Source organism: Streptosporangium longisporum, assembly GCF_039534895.1.
GTDB lineage: Bacteria > Actinomycetota > Actinomycetes > Streptosporangiales > Streptosporangiaceae > Streptosporangium > Streptosporangium longisporum.
In genome coordinates, this window is record NZ_BAAAWD010000006.1 from 1,359,890 (window position 1) to 1,375,495 (window position 15,606).

15 protein-coding genes are annotated in these 15,606 nt (G+C 73.9%); 9 read left to right on the forward strand and 6 right to left on the reverse strand.

What is annotated here, in order from left to right:
* Positions 1-177: 177 nt before the first annotated feature.
* Complete coding sequence (locus tag ABD832_RS10250; RefSeq protein ID WP_344891784.1) at positions 178-810, forward strand: LysE family translocator; 633 nt, start codon at positions 178-180, stop codon at positions 808-810.
* A 68-nt stretch (positions 811-878) separates the two neighbouring features.
* Here the strand turns inward: ABD832_RS10250 and ABD832_RS10255 are convergent, their stop codons facing one another.
* On the reverse strand, positions 879-2,714 hold the full coding sequence (locus ABD832_RS10255; RefSeq protein ID WP_344891787.1) for a pyruvate, phosphate dikinase: 1,836 nt from the start codon (positions 2,712-2,714) through the stop codon (positions 879-881).
* A 17-nt stretch (positions 2,715-2,731) separates the two neighbouring features.
* Here ABD832_RS10255 and ABD832_RS10260 point away from each other — a divergent pair, with 17 nt between their 5' ends.
* Complete coding sequence (locus tag ABD832_RS10260; RefSeq protein WP_344891790.1) at positions 2,732-3,358, forward strand: transcriptional regulator; 627 nt, start codon at positions 2,732-2,734, stop codon at positions 3,356-3,358.
* A 63-nt stretch (positions 3,359-3,421) separates the two neighbouring features.
* Entirely contained in the window at positions 3,422-6,229 is a 2,808-nt protein-coding gene (locus tag ABD832_RS10265; protein WP_344891793.1) for an AfsR/SARP family transcriptional regulator, read from the forward strand.
* Positions 6,230-6,632: 403 nt separating this feature from the next.
* On the opposite strand, the gene ABD832_RS10270 is transcribed toward ABD832_RS10265, so the two are convergent.
* From ABD832_RS10270 to ABD832_RS10280, 3 genes are all read right to left on the reverse strand, one after another.
* Positions 6,633-6,830: a hypothetical protein gene (locus ABD832_RS10270; protein ID WP_344891796.1), complete on the reverse strand. Its 198-nt coding sequence runs from the start codon at positions 6,828-6,830 to the stop codon at positions 6,633-6,635.
* A 68-nt stretch (positions 6,831-6,898) separates the two neighbouring features.
* The gene (locus ABD832_RS10275; protein ID WP_344891799.1) at positions 6,899-8,209 is read right to left on the reverse strand and encodes an RNA polymerase sigma factor; all 1,311 of its coding nucleotides are present in this window, start codon (positions 8,207-8,209) and stop codon (positions 6,899-6,901) included.
* Positions 8,206-8,577, reverse strand: a complete 372-nt coding sequence (locus ABD832_RS10280) for a YciI family protein (RefSeq protein ID WP_344891802.1) — start codon at positions 8,575-8,577, stop codon at positions 8,206-8,208. The genes ABD832_RS10275 and ABD832_RS10280 overlap by 4 nt, the downstream gene beginning before the upstream one ends.
* Positions 8,578-8,828: 251 nt before the next feature.
* On the opposite strand from ABD832_RS10280, the gene cutA reads away from it, so the two are divergent.
* On the forward strand, positions 8,829-9,173 hold the full coding sequence (cutA, locus tag ABD832_RS10285) for a divalent-cation tolerance protein CutA (protein ID WP_344891805.1): 345 nt from the start codon (positions 8,829-8,831) through the stop codon (positions 9,171-9,173).
* Here the strand turns inward: cutA and ABD832_RS10290 are convergent.
* Positions 9,139-10,095, reverse strand: coding sequence for a helix-turn-helix domain-containing protein (locus tag ABD832_RS10290; protein ID WP_344891808.1), 957 nt, complete (start codon positions 10,093-10,095; stop codon positions 9,139-9,141). The two genes, cutA and ABD832_RS10290, sit on opposite strands and share 35 nt — an antisense overlap.
* A 118-nt stretch (positions 10,096-10,213) precedes the next feature.
* On the opposite strand from ABD832_RS10290, the gene ABD832_RS10295 reads away from it, so the two are divergent.
* The 4 genes from ABD832_RS10295 to ABD832_RS10310 all read left to right on the forward strand — a co-directional run bounded on the left by ABD832_RS10295 (position 10,214) and on the right by ABD832_RS10310 (position 13,658).
* On the forward strand, positions 10,214-10,627 hold the full coding sequence (locus tag ABD832_RS10295; protein WP_344891811.1) for a hypothetical protein: 414 nt from the start codon (positions 10,214-10,216) through the stop codon (positions 10,625-10,627).
* 8 nt (positions 10,628-10,635) lie between these two features.
* Entirely contained in the window at positions 10,636-11,697 is a 1,062-nt protein-coding gene (locus tag ABD832_RS10300) for a zinc-dependent alcohol dehydrogenase family protein (RefSeq protein ID WP_344891814.1), read from the forward strand.
* Positions 11,698-12,210: 513 nt separating this feature from the next.
* Complete coding sequence (locus ABD832_RS10305; RefSeq protein WP_344891817.1) at positions 12,211-12,939, forward strand: helix-turn-helix transcriptional regulator; 729 nt, start codon at positions 12,211-12,213, stop codon at positions 12,937-12,939.
* Positions 12,940-12,998: 59 nt separating this feature from the next.
* Positions 12,999-13,658, forward strand: a complete 660-nt coding sequence (locus ABD832_RS10310; RefSeq protein ID WP_344891820.1) for a dihydrofolate reductase family protein — start codon at positions 12,999-13,001, stop codon at positions 13,656-13,658.
* 67 nt (positions 13,659-13,725) lie between these two features.
* Here ABD832_RS10310 and ABD832_RS10315 read toward each other — a convergent pair whose 3' ends face one another.
* The gene (locus ABD832_RS10315) at positions 13,726-14,481 is read right to left on the reverse strand and encodes an SDR family oxidoreductase (protein WP_344891823.1); all 756 of its coding nucleotides are present in this window, start codon (positions 14,479-14,481) and stop codon (positions 13,726-13,728) included.
* Between the two features lie 69 nt (positions 14,482-14,550).
* Here ABD832_RS10315 and ABD832_RS10320 point away from each other — a divergent pair, with 69 nt between their 5' ends.
* A complete protein-coding gene (locus ABD832_RS10320; protein ID WP_344891826.1) occupies positions 14,551-15,426 on the forward strand; it encodes a LysR family transcriptional regulator in 876 nt (291 codons plus the stop codon).
* Positions 15,427-15,606 lie beyond the last annotated feature (180 nt).

Consider the following 15,606-nt stretch of genomic DNA (forward strand, 5'->3'; position numbering starts at 1 on the left):
CCCTGCCACACGCCCCCCGCCCGCCGGCAACCGGTTTTCGGCCGCCGCGAGGCCGGTGCGAGGCCGCCGCGAGGCCGGTGCGAGGCCCCTGCGAGGCCGCCGCGTGGCCGGGCGGGAAGGGCCGGAAGGGCGGAAATCGCCTCGGCCGGGAAACGGCCCGTGTGCGACGATCCTCGTATGCCGATCGATCAGCATCTGCTCGTGCTCTTCACCGTGACCACGATCATCGCCATGATCACCCCCGGCCCGGACATGCTGTTCGTCCTGGGGTGCGGGATGCGCGGGGGCCCGCGTGCCGGGTTGTTCGCCACGGCCGGGGTGGCGACCAGCGAGGCCGTGCACGTCGCCGTGGCCGCCGTGGGGCTGGCCGCGCTCTTCGAGGCGGTGCCGACCGCGTTCACGGTGGTCCGCATCGTCGGGGCCGCGTACCTGATCTACCTGGGTGTCCAGATGATCCGTAACCGCAAGGAGGGGCAGCTGGACACGGCGGCCTCCGGCGGGGGGATGTCGGGCCGCCGGGCGTATCTCAGCGGCCTGTTGACCAACCTGCTGAACCCGAAGATGGTCACCTTCACCATCGCCTTCCTGCCCCAGTTCGTCAACCCGGCCCTGGGCCAGGTGTGGCTGCAGTTCGCGATCCTCGGGACGATCCTGATCGTGCTGGAGTTCATCGTCGACGGCGCGGTCGGCGTGCTCGCGGGCCGGATCGGCGGGTGGCTGCGCCACCGGCAGGCCGCTCGCCGCCGCATCGACGTCGCGACAGGAGGGATCTTCGTCGGCCTCGGGGTGAAGCTGGCCGTCGAGCGGTGACCTCCCGCCACCCCTCCGGCGTCGTCCTCCCGGTCCCGGCCGAACGCGCCGAGAAGCGGACGGAGAGGTCAGGCGCGGCGCAGGACGGCCTGTGCCGCCGTGAGACGTTCCACCTCGTCACCACCGGAACCGTCACCGGAGCCGCTCACGAAGTCGTTCACGGCGCCGCCACCGGAGCCGCTCGCGGAGTCGTTCACGGAACCGCTCGTAGAACCGCCCACGGCGTCACCCGCACGGCCGCTCGCGGGCCCCGGGTCACCGTCCCGGGCGCCGTCCGGGACGCCCGTGACCTCGTCGGCCCACGCCAGCAGGCGGCGCAGGTGGGGGTCGGTGGCGGACGTCACGACGCGGGGGCTGCCGACGACGACCTCCCCGCCGGTCCCGTCGATGGTGACGAGCGTGCCCTCCGGGACGGTGCGTCCACCGGCTCGCACGCAGGCGGCGGCGACGTCGACCGTGAGGTCCGCGGCTCCCACGACGGCGGGCTTGCCCATCGCCCGCGCGACGACGGCGGCGTGGCTGGCCGGTCCGCCACTGGCGGTGACCACTCCCGCGGACGCGGCCAGGCCGTGCATGTCGAGCGGGGAGGTGTGCGGGCGCACCAGGATGACCGGTCCGGTGGCGGCCATCCGCGCCGCCCGGTCGGCGGTGGTCGCCACCCTTCCGGCCGCGACGCCCGGACAGGCTCCCGTGCCCCGGACGAGGACGTCGGTCGCATCGGTCACCTCCATCCGGGGCGTGCGGACGTGTCGCAGGTGCCGCGGGGAGACGCGGAGCAGCGCGTCGTGGCGGCCGATGACGCCCTCGTCGGCGAGGTCGACCGCGGCACGGACGGCGGCGCGCCCGGAGAGGCCTCCTGGCCGTACCTGCAGCACCCACAGCTCGCCCGCCTCGAAGGTGAACTCCACGTGGCAGGCGTCGCGGTAGTGCTCCTCGATCCGGTTCAGGGCCCCCAGCAGGTCGTCCCACACCCGCGGCTCCCGGCCGGCCAGGTCGGACAGCGGCCGGGTCGCCGAGCGCCCGGAGACGACGTCCTCGCCCTGGTGACCGAACAGGACCTCGCCGAACGGGACGTTCTCACCGGTGTTGGGGTCACGGCTGAACGCGACACCGGTGCCGCTGCGGTCGTCGCGGTTGCCGTACACCATGGCCTGTACGACGACGGCCGTGCCGAGGTCGTGCGGGATGCCGTGCAGCTCGCGGTAGGTCCTGGCACGCGGCGTGTCCCAGGACGAGAACACGGCCCTGACGGCCGGCTCCAGCTGGCGCTCCGCGTCGTCCGGGACCGGCTCACCGGCCCGTTCGCGGACGAGGGCCTCGACGCCCCTGATCGCCTCGGCGAGGCGCGCCTCCTCACCGTCACCGTCACCGACGCCACCCCCGACACCGACGGCGTCACCATCGCCACCCCCGCCTTCGACACCGACGCCGGTGGCCTGGCGCACGACGGCCTCCAGGCTCTCCGGCCCCACGCCGAAGACGGCCGAGGCGTAGCCGGACAGGAACCGCAGGCGCGCGTCGAGGGCGAACCGCGGCGCGCCCGTCTCGGCCGCCAGCCCGGCCGTGGCCTCGGTCGTGAGGCCGACGTTGAGGATCGTGTTCATCATGCCGGGCATCGACACGCCGCCGCCCGAACGGACCGACACCGTCAGCGGCCGCTCGGGCCCGCCGAGGCGTCGTCGCGTGGCGGCCTCCAGGCCGGAGACGGCGGCCGCCAGCTCGGCGTCCAGGCCCTCGGGGAAGCGCCCGTCACGAAGAAAGGCGCGGCACGCCCCGGTGCCGATGACGAACCCGGGAGGTACGGGCAGGCCGAGACGGCGCAGCACGACGAGGCCGTGTCCCTTGCCGCCCAGGACGCTCGCGGTCTCCCCGGCCTCCGCCGAGATCGGGTGAATCCAGGCCATCGAGGTAGCATATCGACGTGCCGAACCCGCCCCACGTGACCAGCGTGGACCTGCTGACACTCCACGCGCTCCGCTGTCTCGGGTTCGTCGACCTCTTCCGCGTGTCCGAGGCGACGGGGCTGTCCGAGTCCGACGTCGAGTCCGAGCTGATCGACCTCGCCGTGGCCGGCCTGGTCACGCGTACCCCGGGTGACTTCGGCGGGTGGGGGCTCACCGAGGCCGGTCGCGCCGCCGACACCGAGCGGATCGCCGCCGAGCTGGACGCGGCGGGCACCCGCGCCACGGTGTCCAGGGTGTACGACGACTTCCTCGTGCTCAACCCGGAGCTGCTCGACCTGTGCACGGCCTGGCAGATGCGGTCCGCCGACGGTGCCGTGACCCTCAACGAACACGACGACCCCGCCTACGACGCCCGCGTCCTGAACCTCCTCGGCGACCTCGACCGGCGTGCCGAGATCGCCTGCGCGGACCTGTACGCGACGATGCTCCGGTTCCGCAGGTACCGGACCCGGCTCGCCGACGCGCTCGCCCGCGCCAGGGCCGGTGAGCCGCGGTACGTGACGGACGACCTCGCGTCCTACCACAACGTGTGGTTCCAGCTCCACGAGGACCTGCTCGTCACCCTGGGCATCCCCCGCCACTGAGCCGCTCCGTCACCGGATCGGGGCGGCGGTCTTCGTGCGCGGCGCGTGGAAGGGAGCGTTACCGTGCAGTTCGAGATCCTGGGCCCGTTGCGCGTCCGGTCCGGTGACGCCACCCTGGCGCCGGGGCCGCCCAAGCGCCGGCTCCTCCTCGCGGTCCTGCTCGGCCACCCGCACGGTTTCCTCTCCGTCGACCGGCTGGTCGACGCGCTGTGGGGGCCCGCGCCCCCGCCGTCCGCGGAGGCCAACATACGGCTGTACGCGCGCGGTCTGCGCCTGGTCCTGGGAGGCGACCGGATCCTGCACGGGGGCCGCGCCGGCTACCGGCTCGACGCCGGCTGCGGCGAGGTCGACGCCTGCCGGTTCGTCGGGCTCGTCCAGGAGGGTCAGGCGGCCCTGGAGGCGGACGACGCTGCGGGGGCCCGGCGGTCGCTCGGCGAGGCGCTGAAGCTGTGGCAGGGGCCGCCGTTCTCCGACCTCCCCGCCGAGTTCGCGCTGCGCGAGGAGCGGTCCCGTCTGGAGGAGTGGCACCTGACGGCCGTCGAGCGGCGGATAGAGGCGGACCTGCGGCTGGGGCAGGACGCCTCCCTGGTGGCCGAGCTGACCGCGCTGGTGAACCGGCACGCCTTCCGCGAGCGGCTGTGGTCGCACCTGATGCTCGCCCTCCACCGGTCCGGCCGCCGGGCGGAGGCCCTGGAGACCTACCGGCGGGCGCGGGCGATCCTCGCCGACGAGCTGGGACTGGAGCCCGGCGCGGAGCTGCGCTCGATGGAGAGGGCCGTCCTGTCCGCCGACCCGCGGCTGCGGGACACCGCCGGGGACCCGCCGCGTACGGACGCTCCCGCGCGGGCACGTCCGCCCGCGTCCGGCGACCGGGCGGTGCCCGCCCAGCTGCCGGCCGGTCCCCTGGGGTTCGTGGGACGTGACGACGAGCTCGCGCGCCTGGACGAGATCGCGGCGGACGGCGGCGAGGAGGCCGGGGCGGTCGCCGTCGTGGGACCGCCGGGCGTGGGCAAGACGGCCCTGGCGGTCCGGTGGGCCCACCTGGCGCGTCACCTGTTCCGCGACGGGCAGCTCTTCGCGGACCTGAGCGGGTTCGGTGCCGTCGGCCCGCTGGATCCCGGCCTGGTGCTGGAGCGTTTCCTGCGGGCCCTGGAGGTCCCGTCGTGGCGGATACCCGCCGACGCCGAGGAGCGGGCCGCGGTGTTCCGGTCGCAGGTGGCCGACCGGCGGATGCTGATCGTGCTGGACAACGCCGCCTCGGCCGCGCAGGTGCGCGCGCTGCTCCCGGGGGGCGGGCCGAGCCTGACCCTGGTCACCAGCAGGCTCCGCCTGGACGGGCTCGCCACCACGCACGGCGTTCCGCGGGTCCCGCTCGGACCGCTGCCGGCGGCCGACGCCGTCGCCCTGCTGCGGGACCGGTCCGCCCAGGGCGGGCACGTCGCGGGCGCGGAGGAGCTCGCCGAGCTGTGCGACCGGATCCCGCTGGCCCTGCGGATCGCGGCCTCCCGCCTGGAGATGGCGGCGTACGGCTCGGCGCTGCCCGCGCTGGTGGCGGAGATGGCCGACGAGCGGGTGCGCCTGGACCGGCTCGCCGTCGACGAGAGCGAGATCTCGGTCCGGGCGGTGCTGCGCGCCTCGCTCCGCCCGCTGGACGAACCGGTCCGCGCGATGTTCCGGCTGCTGGGCCTGCATCCGGGCCCCGAGCCGTCCCTGGCCGCCGTCTCGGTCCTGTCGGGCACGGAGGCCGGGCGGACGCGGGACCTGCTCGACCGGCTCGTGTCCGTGCACCTGCTCGCACCCGTGTCCCGTGACCACTACGCGATGCACGATCTGGTGAGGATCTACGCGCGCGAGCGGTTCCTGGCCGAGGCGGGCGCGGACGAACAGGAGCGGTGCATGACCGCGCTGCTGACCTGGTACCGCGACGCCGCCAACGCGGCCGACCGGGTGCTGCGGCCCAAGGAGCGGCCCAACTTCGCCTCCCCGGCCCGGCCGGTGGAGTTCACCGACGACGCGTCGGCCCTGGCCTGGTTCGACGCCGAGGCCGCCAACCTCGACGCCGCGGTGCGGCGGGCGGCGCAGTCGCATCCGGCCCTGGCCTGGCAGATCGCGGCGGCCATGTTCGGATGGCTGCACCGGCGCCACCACACCGGTCAGTGGGCCGGCCTCTACACGGTCGCGGCCGAGGCCGCCGCCGCGGCCGGGGACCCGGCGGGCGAGGCGATGATCACCGGTCGGCTCGCCATCGCGCACAGCCTGCGGGGCGACACCGAGCCCGCCGTGTCGGCCTGTCACCGCGCGCACCGGCTCCGCCTGCGGCTCGGGGACACCCTGGGAGCGGCCACGGCCCTGCTGAACCTCGCCGCCGCGTACATCAACGCCCACCGCCCGCAGGAGGCGATCCGGTGGCTGGAGGAGGCCGGGGCCCTGGGGTCGCGGCTGACGGACGCCCACCACTTCACCGCGCTGCTGCACAGCAACCTGGGTGAGGCCCACCACCTCGCGGGCCGTCTCCTCCGGGCCATGGACCACTACCGGACCTCCCTGGAGATCAGCGAGACGGGCTGCGGCGACCGGGACATCGCCCAGATCCTGGTCAGCATGAGCACGCTCCATCGCGACATGGGCGCCTTCGAGGAGGCCGTGTCGTGCGGGGAGCGTGCCCTGGCGCTCGCCGTACGGGCCGGTGACGTCCCGCTGCGCGCGGACGCGCACGAGGCGCTCGGTCTCGCCCACGCCGCGCCGGGACGCGAGGGGCAGGCGCGCGCCCACCTGGAGACCGCCCTGGCCCTCTTCGAGGACCTCGGGCACCGCAAGACCTCGGTGGTACGCGACCACCTCGACCGGCTCGGCGCCGCCGCGACCGGTTGACCGCCCTCCGGGGGACGGCTCCTCGGCGTCGAGGGCGGACGCGCCGCTGTCCGTATATACGCGGCGTATACGGCTCGTATCGGAACCGGTGACACGATCCGGGGAGCCGGTCCTCCCGATCGGTCCTTCGGGAGGAACCATGATCACCGTATCGCGGCCGTGGCCGGACCTCCGGTTCTCGACCGGCTGAGACCTCGGCCGCGATGCCATGACGGGGCGCGACCATGGGGGCGCCGCGTGCCGTCGAGACGTACGACACCATGACCGCCGACGCCGGTGGCGACCTCCCGCAGCGGTCGCCACCGGGCCGGCCACCGCCCACGGGCCGCGACCCGCCGCGCCGCGGGCGGCGAACCGCTCGCGGCGCGCGGGCGTCGGGCCCCTCGGACCGTACGGCGAGCGCTCAGCCGCGCTGCCCCGGACGATCGACGATCACCGACGACAGCAGGGCCGTCCTCCACACCGCGCCCTTGCGGAAGGCGGGCTCGCCGTCCCTTCCGAAGAAGTCGTCGCGCAGCCAGACGGCGAACGCCTCCGGGGCGCTCTCCGAGCGCCGTATCGGCTCGGCGTCGTCGACCCTGCCGGATTCCTCGGTGATCACATGGTGCTCCCGTCCCCGTGCGTCGATCACCCATACGGTCGGCGAGGGTTCGCGGCAGGAGGTGTGACCTATGTCACATCTTCTTGTGCGGGCGGGTCCGCGGGCGCGCGCAGACGGCGGGCGCGGGATTCGAGATAGCGGCGTTCGGCGAGGCTGGCGGTGCCGCGCGCGGCCCTGCCGTAGTGCTCGCGGGCGGACGCGAGGTCGCCCGTCTTCTCCAGCAGATGGGCGCGGACGGCGTGCAGGCGGTGGTGGCCGGCCATCCGGTCGTCGCCGTCGAGGGTGGCCAGCAGGCCGAGCCCGGCCTCGGGTCCCTCGATCTCGGCCAGCGCGATCGCCCGGTTGAGCGTGACCATCGGGTTGGGCGCGACCCGTTCGAGGATCCGGTACAGGACGTGGACCTGCCGCCAGTCGGTGTCCTCGGCCCGCTCCGCGCTCGCGTGGGTCGCCGCGATGGCCGCCTGCAGCCGGTACGGCCCGAGAGGGGGCCGCTCCATCGCCCCGGTGACGAGGTCGACGCGGGAGTCGACACCCGGACTCATCGCGCCCGGACCCATCGCCTCGGTGACGAGGGCGACGCCCTCGGCGATCAGGTCGCCGTCCCAGAGGGCACGGTCCTGGTCGGCCAGGGGGACCAGGTCCCCCGAGGGAGTGACGCGCGCCGCGCGGCGCGCGTCCGTCAGGAGCATGAGGGCCAGCAGCCCGGCCACCTCGCCGTCCTCGGGCAGCCGACGGTGGACCGTGCGGGTCAGGCGGACGGCCTCGTGGGACAGGTCGGTGCGGTGCAGGTCGCCGCCCGAGGTGGCGGTGTACCCCTCGTTGAAGATGAGGTACAGCACGTGCAGCACGACGTCCAGCCGCTCCTGCCACTCGTGCGGCGCGGGCATCGCGAACCGGCTCCCCGCGGCCCTGACCCGCTGCTTGGCCCGGCTGATGCGGGCGGCCATGGTGGCCTCGGGGACGAGGAACGCGTGGGCGATCTCGGCGGTGGTCAGGCCCCCCACGGCCCGCAGGGTGAGGGCCGTCTGGGACGCCGGCGTCAGCGACGCGTGACAGCACAGGAACAGCAGCGCCAGCGTGTCGTCGACGTCCGGGACCTCGGGCCCGGTCTCCTGCGCGACGACCCTGACCTCCCGGGCCCTGCGGGCGCTGTCGCTGCGGGCCTGGTCGACCAGCCTGCGCGAGGCGATGGTGACCAGCCAGCCGCGAGGGTTGTCCGGGACGCCCTCGGCGGGCCACTGGACCACTGCGGCCAGGACGGCCTCCTGCACGGCGTCCTCGCACTCCTCGAACCGGCCGTGGCGGCGCACGAGCACGCCCAGGACCTGCGGCGCCAGCTCGCGCAGCAGGTCCTCGGTCGCGTGTTCGCCGGCCGTCACACGTCCAGCCGCCCCGCGGAGAACATGACCGGCCGCACCTCGATGCCCATCCCCTCGACCTTGGCGTCGGGGATCAGGGCGGCCAGTTCGAACGCGCGCTCCCTGGTCTCGCAGTCGATCAGGTAGAAGCCGCCGAGGTACTCCTTGGCCTCCAGGTACGGCCCGTCGGTGACCACCGGCCGGCCGCCACGGACCCGCACCACCGCGCTCTGCGACGGGTCGGCCAGCGCCTGCGTCATGATCATCTCCCCGGACGCGGTGACCGTCTCCATGAACGTGGAGTGCCCGTTCATCACCTCGTTGCGCTCGTCCTCGGTCAGGGACTCCCAGACCGCCGGGTTCATGTGCATGTTCAGTACGAACTTCATCTCGTCTCTCCCGTCGTCCCGGACCCCCGGTGGGTCCTTCCACCGGATGGTCGGAGCCGGCGCCCCCGTCTTGACATCGGCCGGGCGGGCTTCGGGACGAGATCCTCCACCCGATGCCGCGGCACCCCGTCACCGCCATGACATCACGTCACCGCCACGGCGTCCCGGAGCCGTGTCCCGGGCGGGGATCGTACGACGGCTCGCCGCACGGCCGTGTTGATGACCGCGGGGCGATTCGGCAGTGTGTCGGCATGATCGAAGATGTTCCGGATTGCCTTGAGGTCCGTGTCACCGCCGCGAGCCGGCAGGAGGCCGACCTGATCTGCGCGACGGTGGTGGAGCGCCGGTTGTCGGCCGACTGCCAGATCGTCGCACCGGTCGAGTCGGCCTACTGGTGGGCCGGGGAGGTCCAGCGCTCCGGTGAGTGGCTGCTGCTCATGAAGACGACCACCGGGCGGTTCGAGGAGCTGGCCCGGTGCGTACGGGAGCTGCACTCCTACGAGGTTCCGCAGATCGTCGCCGTCGCGCTCGTGGCCGGTACGGCCGACTACCTGGAGTGGATCAGACGGGAGACGACCCCGCGGCCCGGCGCGTAGCGGCGCCGGACGGTTCCGGAGGCGTGGCCCGGCGCGCGGCGTCGCCGTCGTCGGGCGGTTGAGGCGTGATCCGACGCGTGGCGGCGCCTCCGTCGGGCGGTTCCGGGGGCGTGGCCGGTGCGGGCCGTCCGAGACCGGTGAGGGCCGTGAGGGCGGAGGCGGTCTCCGCGTCGGCCGGCAGGAACGCCTCCATCCGCAGCTCGGCGACGGTGACGTCGACCGCGGTCCCGAAGTGGGTCAGCGTGGTCAGCAGCCGTAGCTCGCCGTCGCCGAAGCGGAGCCGCAGCGGGACCGCGAAGCCGAGGTGGTCCGGTCCCGGGTCGCGGGGCCGCTCCGGGACCAGCGCGGTGAGCTCGGTGAGCAGCTCCGAGAGCCGGTCGCGGGGATTGCGCGCCGCCTCCAGCCGGAGGTGGTCGATCACGTGCCAGGCCCACACGTCCAGGTTGACGATCCGCGGCGCCATGCCCCGCGGGTCCAGGAACAGCCGGGGGACGTTGAGGGGCGGCGCGAGCAGCGGGGCCGCCACCCCCTCGGTCAACGCCCAGAACGCGTCGTTGGCCGAGACGAGGTCGCTGTGCCGGTCGACGATCACCGCGGGGTACGGCTGGTGCCCCCGCAGGACGCCCTCCAGCGCGGTGCGGACCGGCCGCAGCCCGGGGTCGTCGAGCCGGGTCTCCGGGTAGGCGGGCGCGTAGCCCGCGGCCAGCAGCAGCGCGTTCCGCTCCCGGAGCGGGATCTCCAGGGACTCGGCCAGCCGTACGACCATGGCCCTGCCGGGCAGCGACCGGCCGCTCTCGATGAAGCTGACGTGCCGCTGCGTGGTCCCGGCCCGCAGGGCGAGGTCCAGCTGGCTGACGCCGCGGCGCCCGCGCCACTCGCGCAGGACGCCGGCGAGCCCGTCACGTTCCGAGGTACCGGTCACCGCACCCTGTCTAACGCAGTGAGCGGCGCACGGCCATTCCCCGGAGGGAATTGCCGGGCCGTCGTGTCGCGCCCAGGATCGGCGGTGTCCACCAACACGTCACCCCGGGGGAAGAACGATGATCGACATTCAGGAGCTGGTCGGCCGCTACGTGGCGGTCTGGAACGAACCCGACCCCGGGCTGCGCCGCGAGGCCGTCGCCGGGCTGTGGGCGAAGGACGGCGTCCAGAGACTCCAGCCGCCGCAGGAGATCCGGGACGCCGCCGGGGCGCTGGGCCTCACCGCCGTCCTGGAGGCGCGCGGGCACCGGGAGCTGGAGGTCAGGGTGACCCGCTCGTACGAGGAGTTCGTCGCGCCCGGGGCGTTCCGCTTCAGGTCGCGGGGCGGCGCCGGCCGTGTCGGCGACATGGTCACGTTCGCCTGGGAGATGGTGCCTGCGGACGGTGGCGAGACTGCGGGCGCCGGCCTGGAGGTCCTCGTCCTCGACGAGGACGGCCGGATCCTGACCGACCACCAGTTCATCGAGGCGTGAACCCGCCGATGGCGGGTGAAGCGGCCACCGGCGGGACGACCATGCGCTCCTACCGGCTGGAGGGACCCGGGCTCGCCGGCGGGATCGTGCCGCGTGAGGAACCGGTACCGACGCCGAAGCCGACCGACGTCCTGGTCCGCGTCCGCGCGGTCTCGCTCAACCGGCGCGACGCGCTCATCCTGCAGCGGCGCTACGCCCTGCCGTCGGTGCCCGGCGTCGTCCCGGTCAGCGACGGAGCCGGTGAGGTCGTCGCCGTCGGCGAGAAGGTGACGCGTTTCGCGGTGGGCGACCGGGTCGTCGGCGCCTACTGGCCCCGGTGGCACGACGGCAGGCTGAGGCCCGAGCTCCTCGACCAGTTCGGCTGCACCCTGGACGGCATGCTGGCCGAGTACGCCCTCCTCGACCAGCAGTGGGCGGTGCCCGTACCGGATCACCTGAGCTGGGAGGAGGCGGCGTGCCTGCCGTGCGCCGGGGTGACCGCGTGGAACGCGGTCGTCGGCGGCGAGCCCCTCCGGCCCGGGCAGACCGTCCTCACCCTCGGCACCGGCAGCGTCTCGCTCTTCACCCTCGCGTTCGCGAAGCTGCTGGGCTGCCGTGTCATCTCCACCACCTCCGGTGACGCCAGGGCCGCCAGGCTCACCGAGCTCGGCGCGGACCACGTCGTCGACCACACCGCCACCCCCGGATGGGGACGCGCGGTACGCGACCTCACCGGCGGCCGGGGGGTGGACCTCGTCGTCGAGACCGTCGGGCCCGCCACCATCGAGCAGTCGGTCAGGGCATCGGCCCTGTACGGGCAGATCGTGCTGCTCTCGACGGCGTCCGGATCCGCCGACGGCCGCGGGTCCGGCATCGAGATCTCCAACGAGGCCTACGCGTCCAGCCTCGTGACCATCAGGCGGCTCTTCGTCGGCAGCCGCGCCGACCACGAGGCCATGAACCAGGCGATCGGCGCGCACCGGCTGCGGCCGGTCATCGACCGCGTGTTCGGCTTCGCCGACGCGCACGAGGCCTTCGCCCACTACCTCGACGGCCGCCCCTTCGGGAAAGTGATCATCCGGATCGACTGACCGGGCACCTCTCCTCGCCCGCCCCGGAGACCGGTGAGGACGGGTGACGCGGATCACATCCGTTCACATCCGTGAACCGTGAAAGCGCATCGGAGGATCGGGCGACAAGAAGCGACCCTCGATCGTCGCGGAAGGATGACCATGCCGGGGAGACCGTCGTGAGCGCGCCACCCCGGATCGCCCCGTCCGCGTCCGCGTCCGCGTCCGGCCGGCCGCTCGACGGCCAGGAGGTCGAACTCCAGGAGATCGCGACCGGTCACCTCCGGACGGCGCGGTCGGTGACGGTCCTGTCCCCGGCGGCGCGCTCCGTGCTGACCCTGGTCGTCCCCGGCACCGGTGCCCCCCGCGATCACCTGCTCCGACGGGCTGGTGACCGTCCGCACCCCCGGCGGCCCGGTCTCCTTCCCGCTCCGGCTCGACCGGTGACGGCCGCGGGCCGGCCATCTGGCGCAGGCGGTACTTCGTCGAGAATGTGTTCATCCCCACCGGGGTCCCGATGGAGCGGAGGAGGCCATGGCCCTGCGATTCGAGCATCGCGGCACCGAGATCGACGCGAGCGTCGTCGATCGCGTATGGCGCACCCGCAGCGACGTCGAGGACACGATGACGTCCGCGGCGCGCACCTGCTCACATGTGATCATCGCGCGGACGCGGGGACGCCTGTCCGTCGGCCTGCGCGGGCCGGAGACGAGGGCGACCACCGCACCGGTCCCGCCGGACACCGAGTTCCTCGGGGTCCGGTTCGCACTCGGCGCGGTTCTCCGGCCGCATCCCGCGGCCTCGATCACCGACGGGTACGTGCCGTTCCCGGTGACCGGCTCGGGCAGAGTCGTCATCGGCGGCGAGGAGTGGGAGGCGCCGACGTACGAGAACGTCGAGCACTTCGTCCGGCGACTGCAGGACGCGGGCCTGCTGGTGCGGTCGCGCCTCGGACAGGAGCAGCACGTCGCAGGGCGTCGCGGGGCCGGCCCGACCAGGCGCACCCTTCAGCGTCGCCACCGGGCGATCACCGGGCTGTCGCGGACCGCCGTGACGCAGATCGACCGCGCGAACGCCGCCGCCATGATGCTGGGCGACGGCCACGACTGGCACGGGGTCGTCGACACGCTCGGGTACTTCGACCAGGCCCACCTCGCACGTGCGCTGCGTCGCTACGTCGGGTGCACCGCGCGCGAGCTGCAGGTGGGCGACCGTGCCGCGATGTCGTTCCTGTACAAGAGGCACCCCGGGCCGGGCAGCTAGTGTCCGCCTGCGGGCCGGCTCCGGCCTGCTGTCCGTGACCCGAATCCGGTGGGAGAACCGTGCTGCTCAGCGTCAACACCTTCGTCAGTCTCGACAACGTCATGCAAGGACCCGGAGCCCCCGACGAGGACCGCTCCGACGGCTTCGACCGCGGCGGGTGGCTCGTCCCGTACGCCTCGGCGCACACCACCGAGGTGGTCGAGGGCTGGTTCCGTGAGGCCGACGCGTTCCTCTTCGGCCGCACGAGCTTCGGCCTGCTCGGCGGGTACTGGTCGAAGGTCACCGATCCCGACGACCTGATCGCCACGAAACTCAACACGCTGCCGAAGTACGTCGTCAGTTCGACGCTGACCGACGAGGAGGCCGGCTGGAGCCCGGCGACGGTCCTGCGCGGTGACCTGGTCGACGAGGTACGCCGCCTCAAGGAGCTCCCCGGTAAGGAGCTCCAGGTTCACGGCAGCTGGCGGCTCGTGCAGGCCCTGCACCGGGCAGGGCTCGTCGACGTCCACCGGCTGCTGCAGTACCCGGTCGTCGTCGGGACGGGGAAGCGCCTGTTCCCGGACGGATCGACGCCCGCGACGTTCGCGACCGTCGAGGAGAGCTCGCGCGTACTGCCCGGCGGCGTCGTCTCGCTGACCCTCGACCCCGTGAGCCTCGGCGCGCTCTCCGCGGGCGCGTACACCGTGGACGAGGGACGCTCGGCGACGGTCCTCGCCTGACACCGGTCCCCGACCGGCACCGCGAGGTCGGGCACGTCGACCGGTACGCCGGTGCCCCGGGAGGGGGTCACCACGGCACCGGGCCGGCGTCGTTGAAGAAGCCGCCGGTGGGACCGTCGGGCCCGAGGGTCGCCAGCCGTACGACGACGTCCGCGCCCTGGGCGGCGGTGCGCCGGACGGGGAACCCGGTCGGCCTGGTGAGGTCGGTGTCGCACCCGCCGGGGTCGGCGGCGTTGACGAGCACGCCGGCCTCGCGGAGGTCCTTGGCGTACTGCACGGTCAGGGCGTTGAGCGCGGTCTTGGAGGTGGCGTACGCGGCCGATCCCGGCAGCCAGGCCATCGAGCCGCCGGGAGCGTGGGCGGTCAGCGAGCCGACACTGCTGGAGACGTTGACGATCCGCGGCGCGGGAGAGCGCGACAGCAGGGGCAGCAACGCGTCGGTCACCGTGATCACGCCGAAGACGTTGGTGTCGAACACCGCCCGCACCGTGTCCAGGTCGGCGCCGCCGGGTGACTGACCGGCGAGGCTCCCGGCGACACCGGCGTTGTTGACCAGGATGTCGAGACGGCCGAAACGCCGCTCGATCAGCGCGGCGGCGGCCGTGACCGTGTCCGGGAGGGTGACGTCGAGCGTGATCGGGCGGGCGTCGCCGCCGGTGGCCCGCAGCGTCCCGGCCGCCTCCCGGCCCCGGTCCGGGTCCCGGGCCGCGACCAGGACGGTCGTCCCCAGCGCGGCGAGCCGGGCGGCCGTCTCGTACCCGATGCCCTTGTTCGCGCCGGTGATCAGAGCGATCTTCGAAATGGAGCCGGTGGCGTCTGTCATGGTCAGACCTCACCACGCACGGCCACGGAAGACCATGATCGATCCGGTCATGAGCTATACCGTGGGTGTATGGACGGGTTGGAGGCTCGCGAGCTGGCCTACTTCGTGGCGGTCGCCGAGGAGCTGAACTTCAGCCGGGCGGCACAGCGCCTCGGCATCGCGCAGCCGCCCCTCTCCCGGGCCGTCAAGCAGCTCGAACGCCGCCTGGGCGTCGTACTGCTGGAGCGGACCAGCAGGAAGGTCGCGCTCACCGCGGCGGGGCAGGTACTGCTCGACGAGGGCAGGCGGGCCCTGGAGGGGCTGTCGGCGGCCGCTCGCCGCGCCCAGCGGGCGGGTAGCCCCGCCCCTCGGCTGACCCTGGTGATGAAGGCCGTCGGCGACGGCGGCATGCTGCCGGACATCCTGGCCGCCTACGCCGGGGAACCGGACGCGACAGCGGTCGAGGTGCTGTTCTGCGGCTTCGGCGAGCAGGCGGACCTGCTGCGGAGCGGGTCCGCCGACGTCGGGCTGCTGCACGGCCGGCCGGACCTGACCGGACTCGACTCCGAGGACCTGCTGGTCGAACGCCAGGTCGCGGTGATGCCGGTACGGCACCGGCTGGCCGGACGGGCGGCGGTGACCCTGGCGGACCTGGACGGCGAGGTGATGCCGCGCTGGGCGGGCCTGCCCCGGGGCGGCGCCGACGGTCCCGAGGTGCGTGACGCCGGGCAGCTGATGCAGCTGATCGCCATGGGACGGACCGTCGCCGTCCTGCCGGAGTCCGCCCGCGCCTACGCCGGTGGCGACGTGGTGTGCGTGCCCGTGCTCGACGCGCCGCCGACGACGATGCTGCTCGCGTGGCCGGAAAAGAGCCGTTCCCCGGCGCTCGCCGCCTTCGTCAGGGCGGCGACCGGCGCCGCGGCCCTGCGGACACCGGACGTCCGCCCGCTCGGCCCCGGGCACTGACCGCCGATCGCGTACCGGAAGGCTCTGACACATCTGGTCGCCGAGCCGCGAGAAGGTGCCTGGAGTACCCGTGGACCCTCCTTGATCGATCTTCTGGGGGGGCTGACACGTACGGCGTGAAGTGCCCGTGTCACCCGCAGGGCCCTTCGTGGCCCCATCGACGCTCGCCGGGCCGGAGGC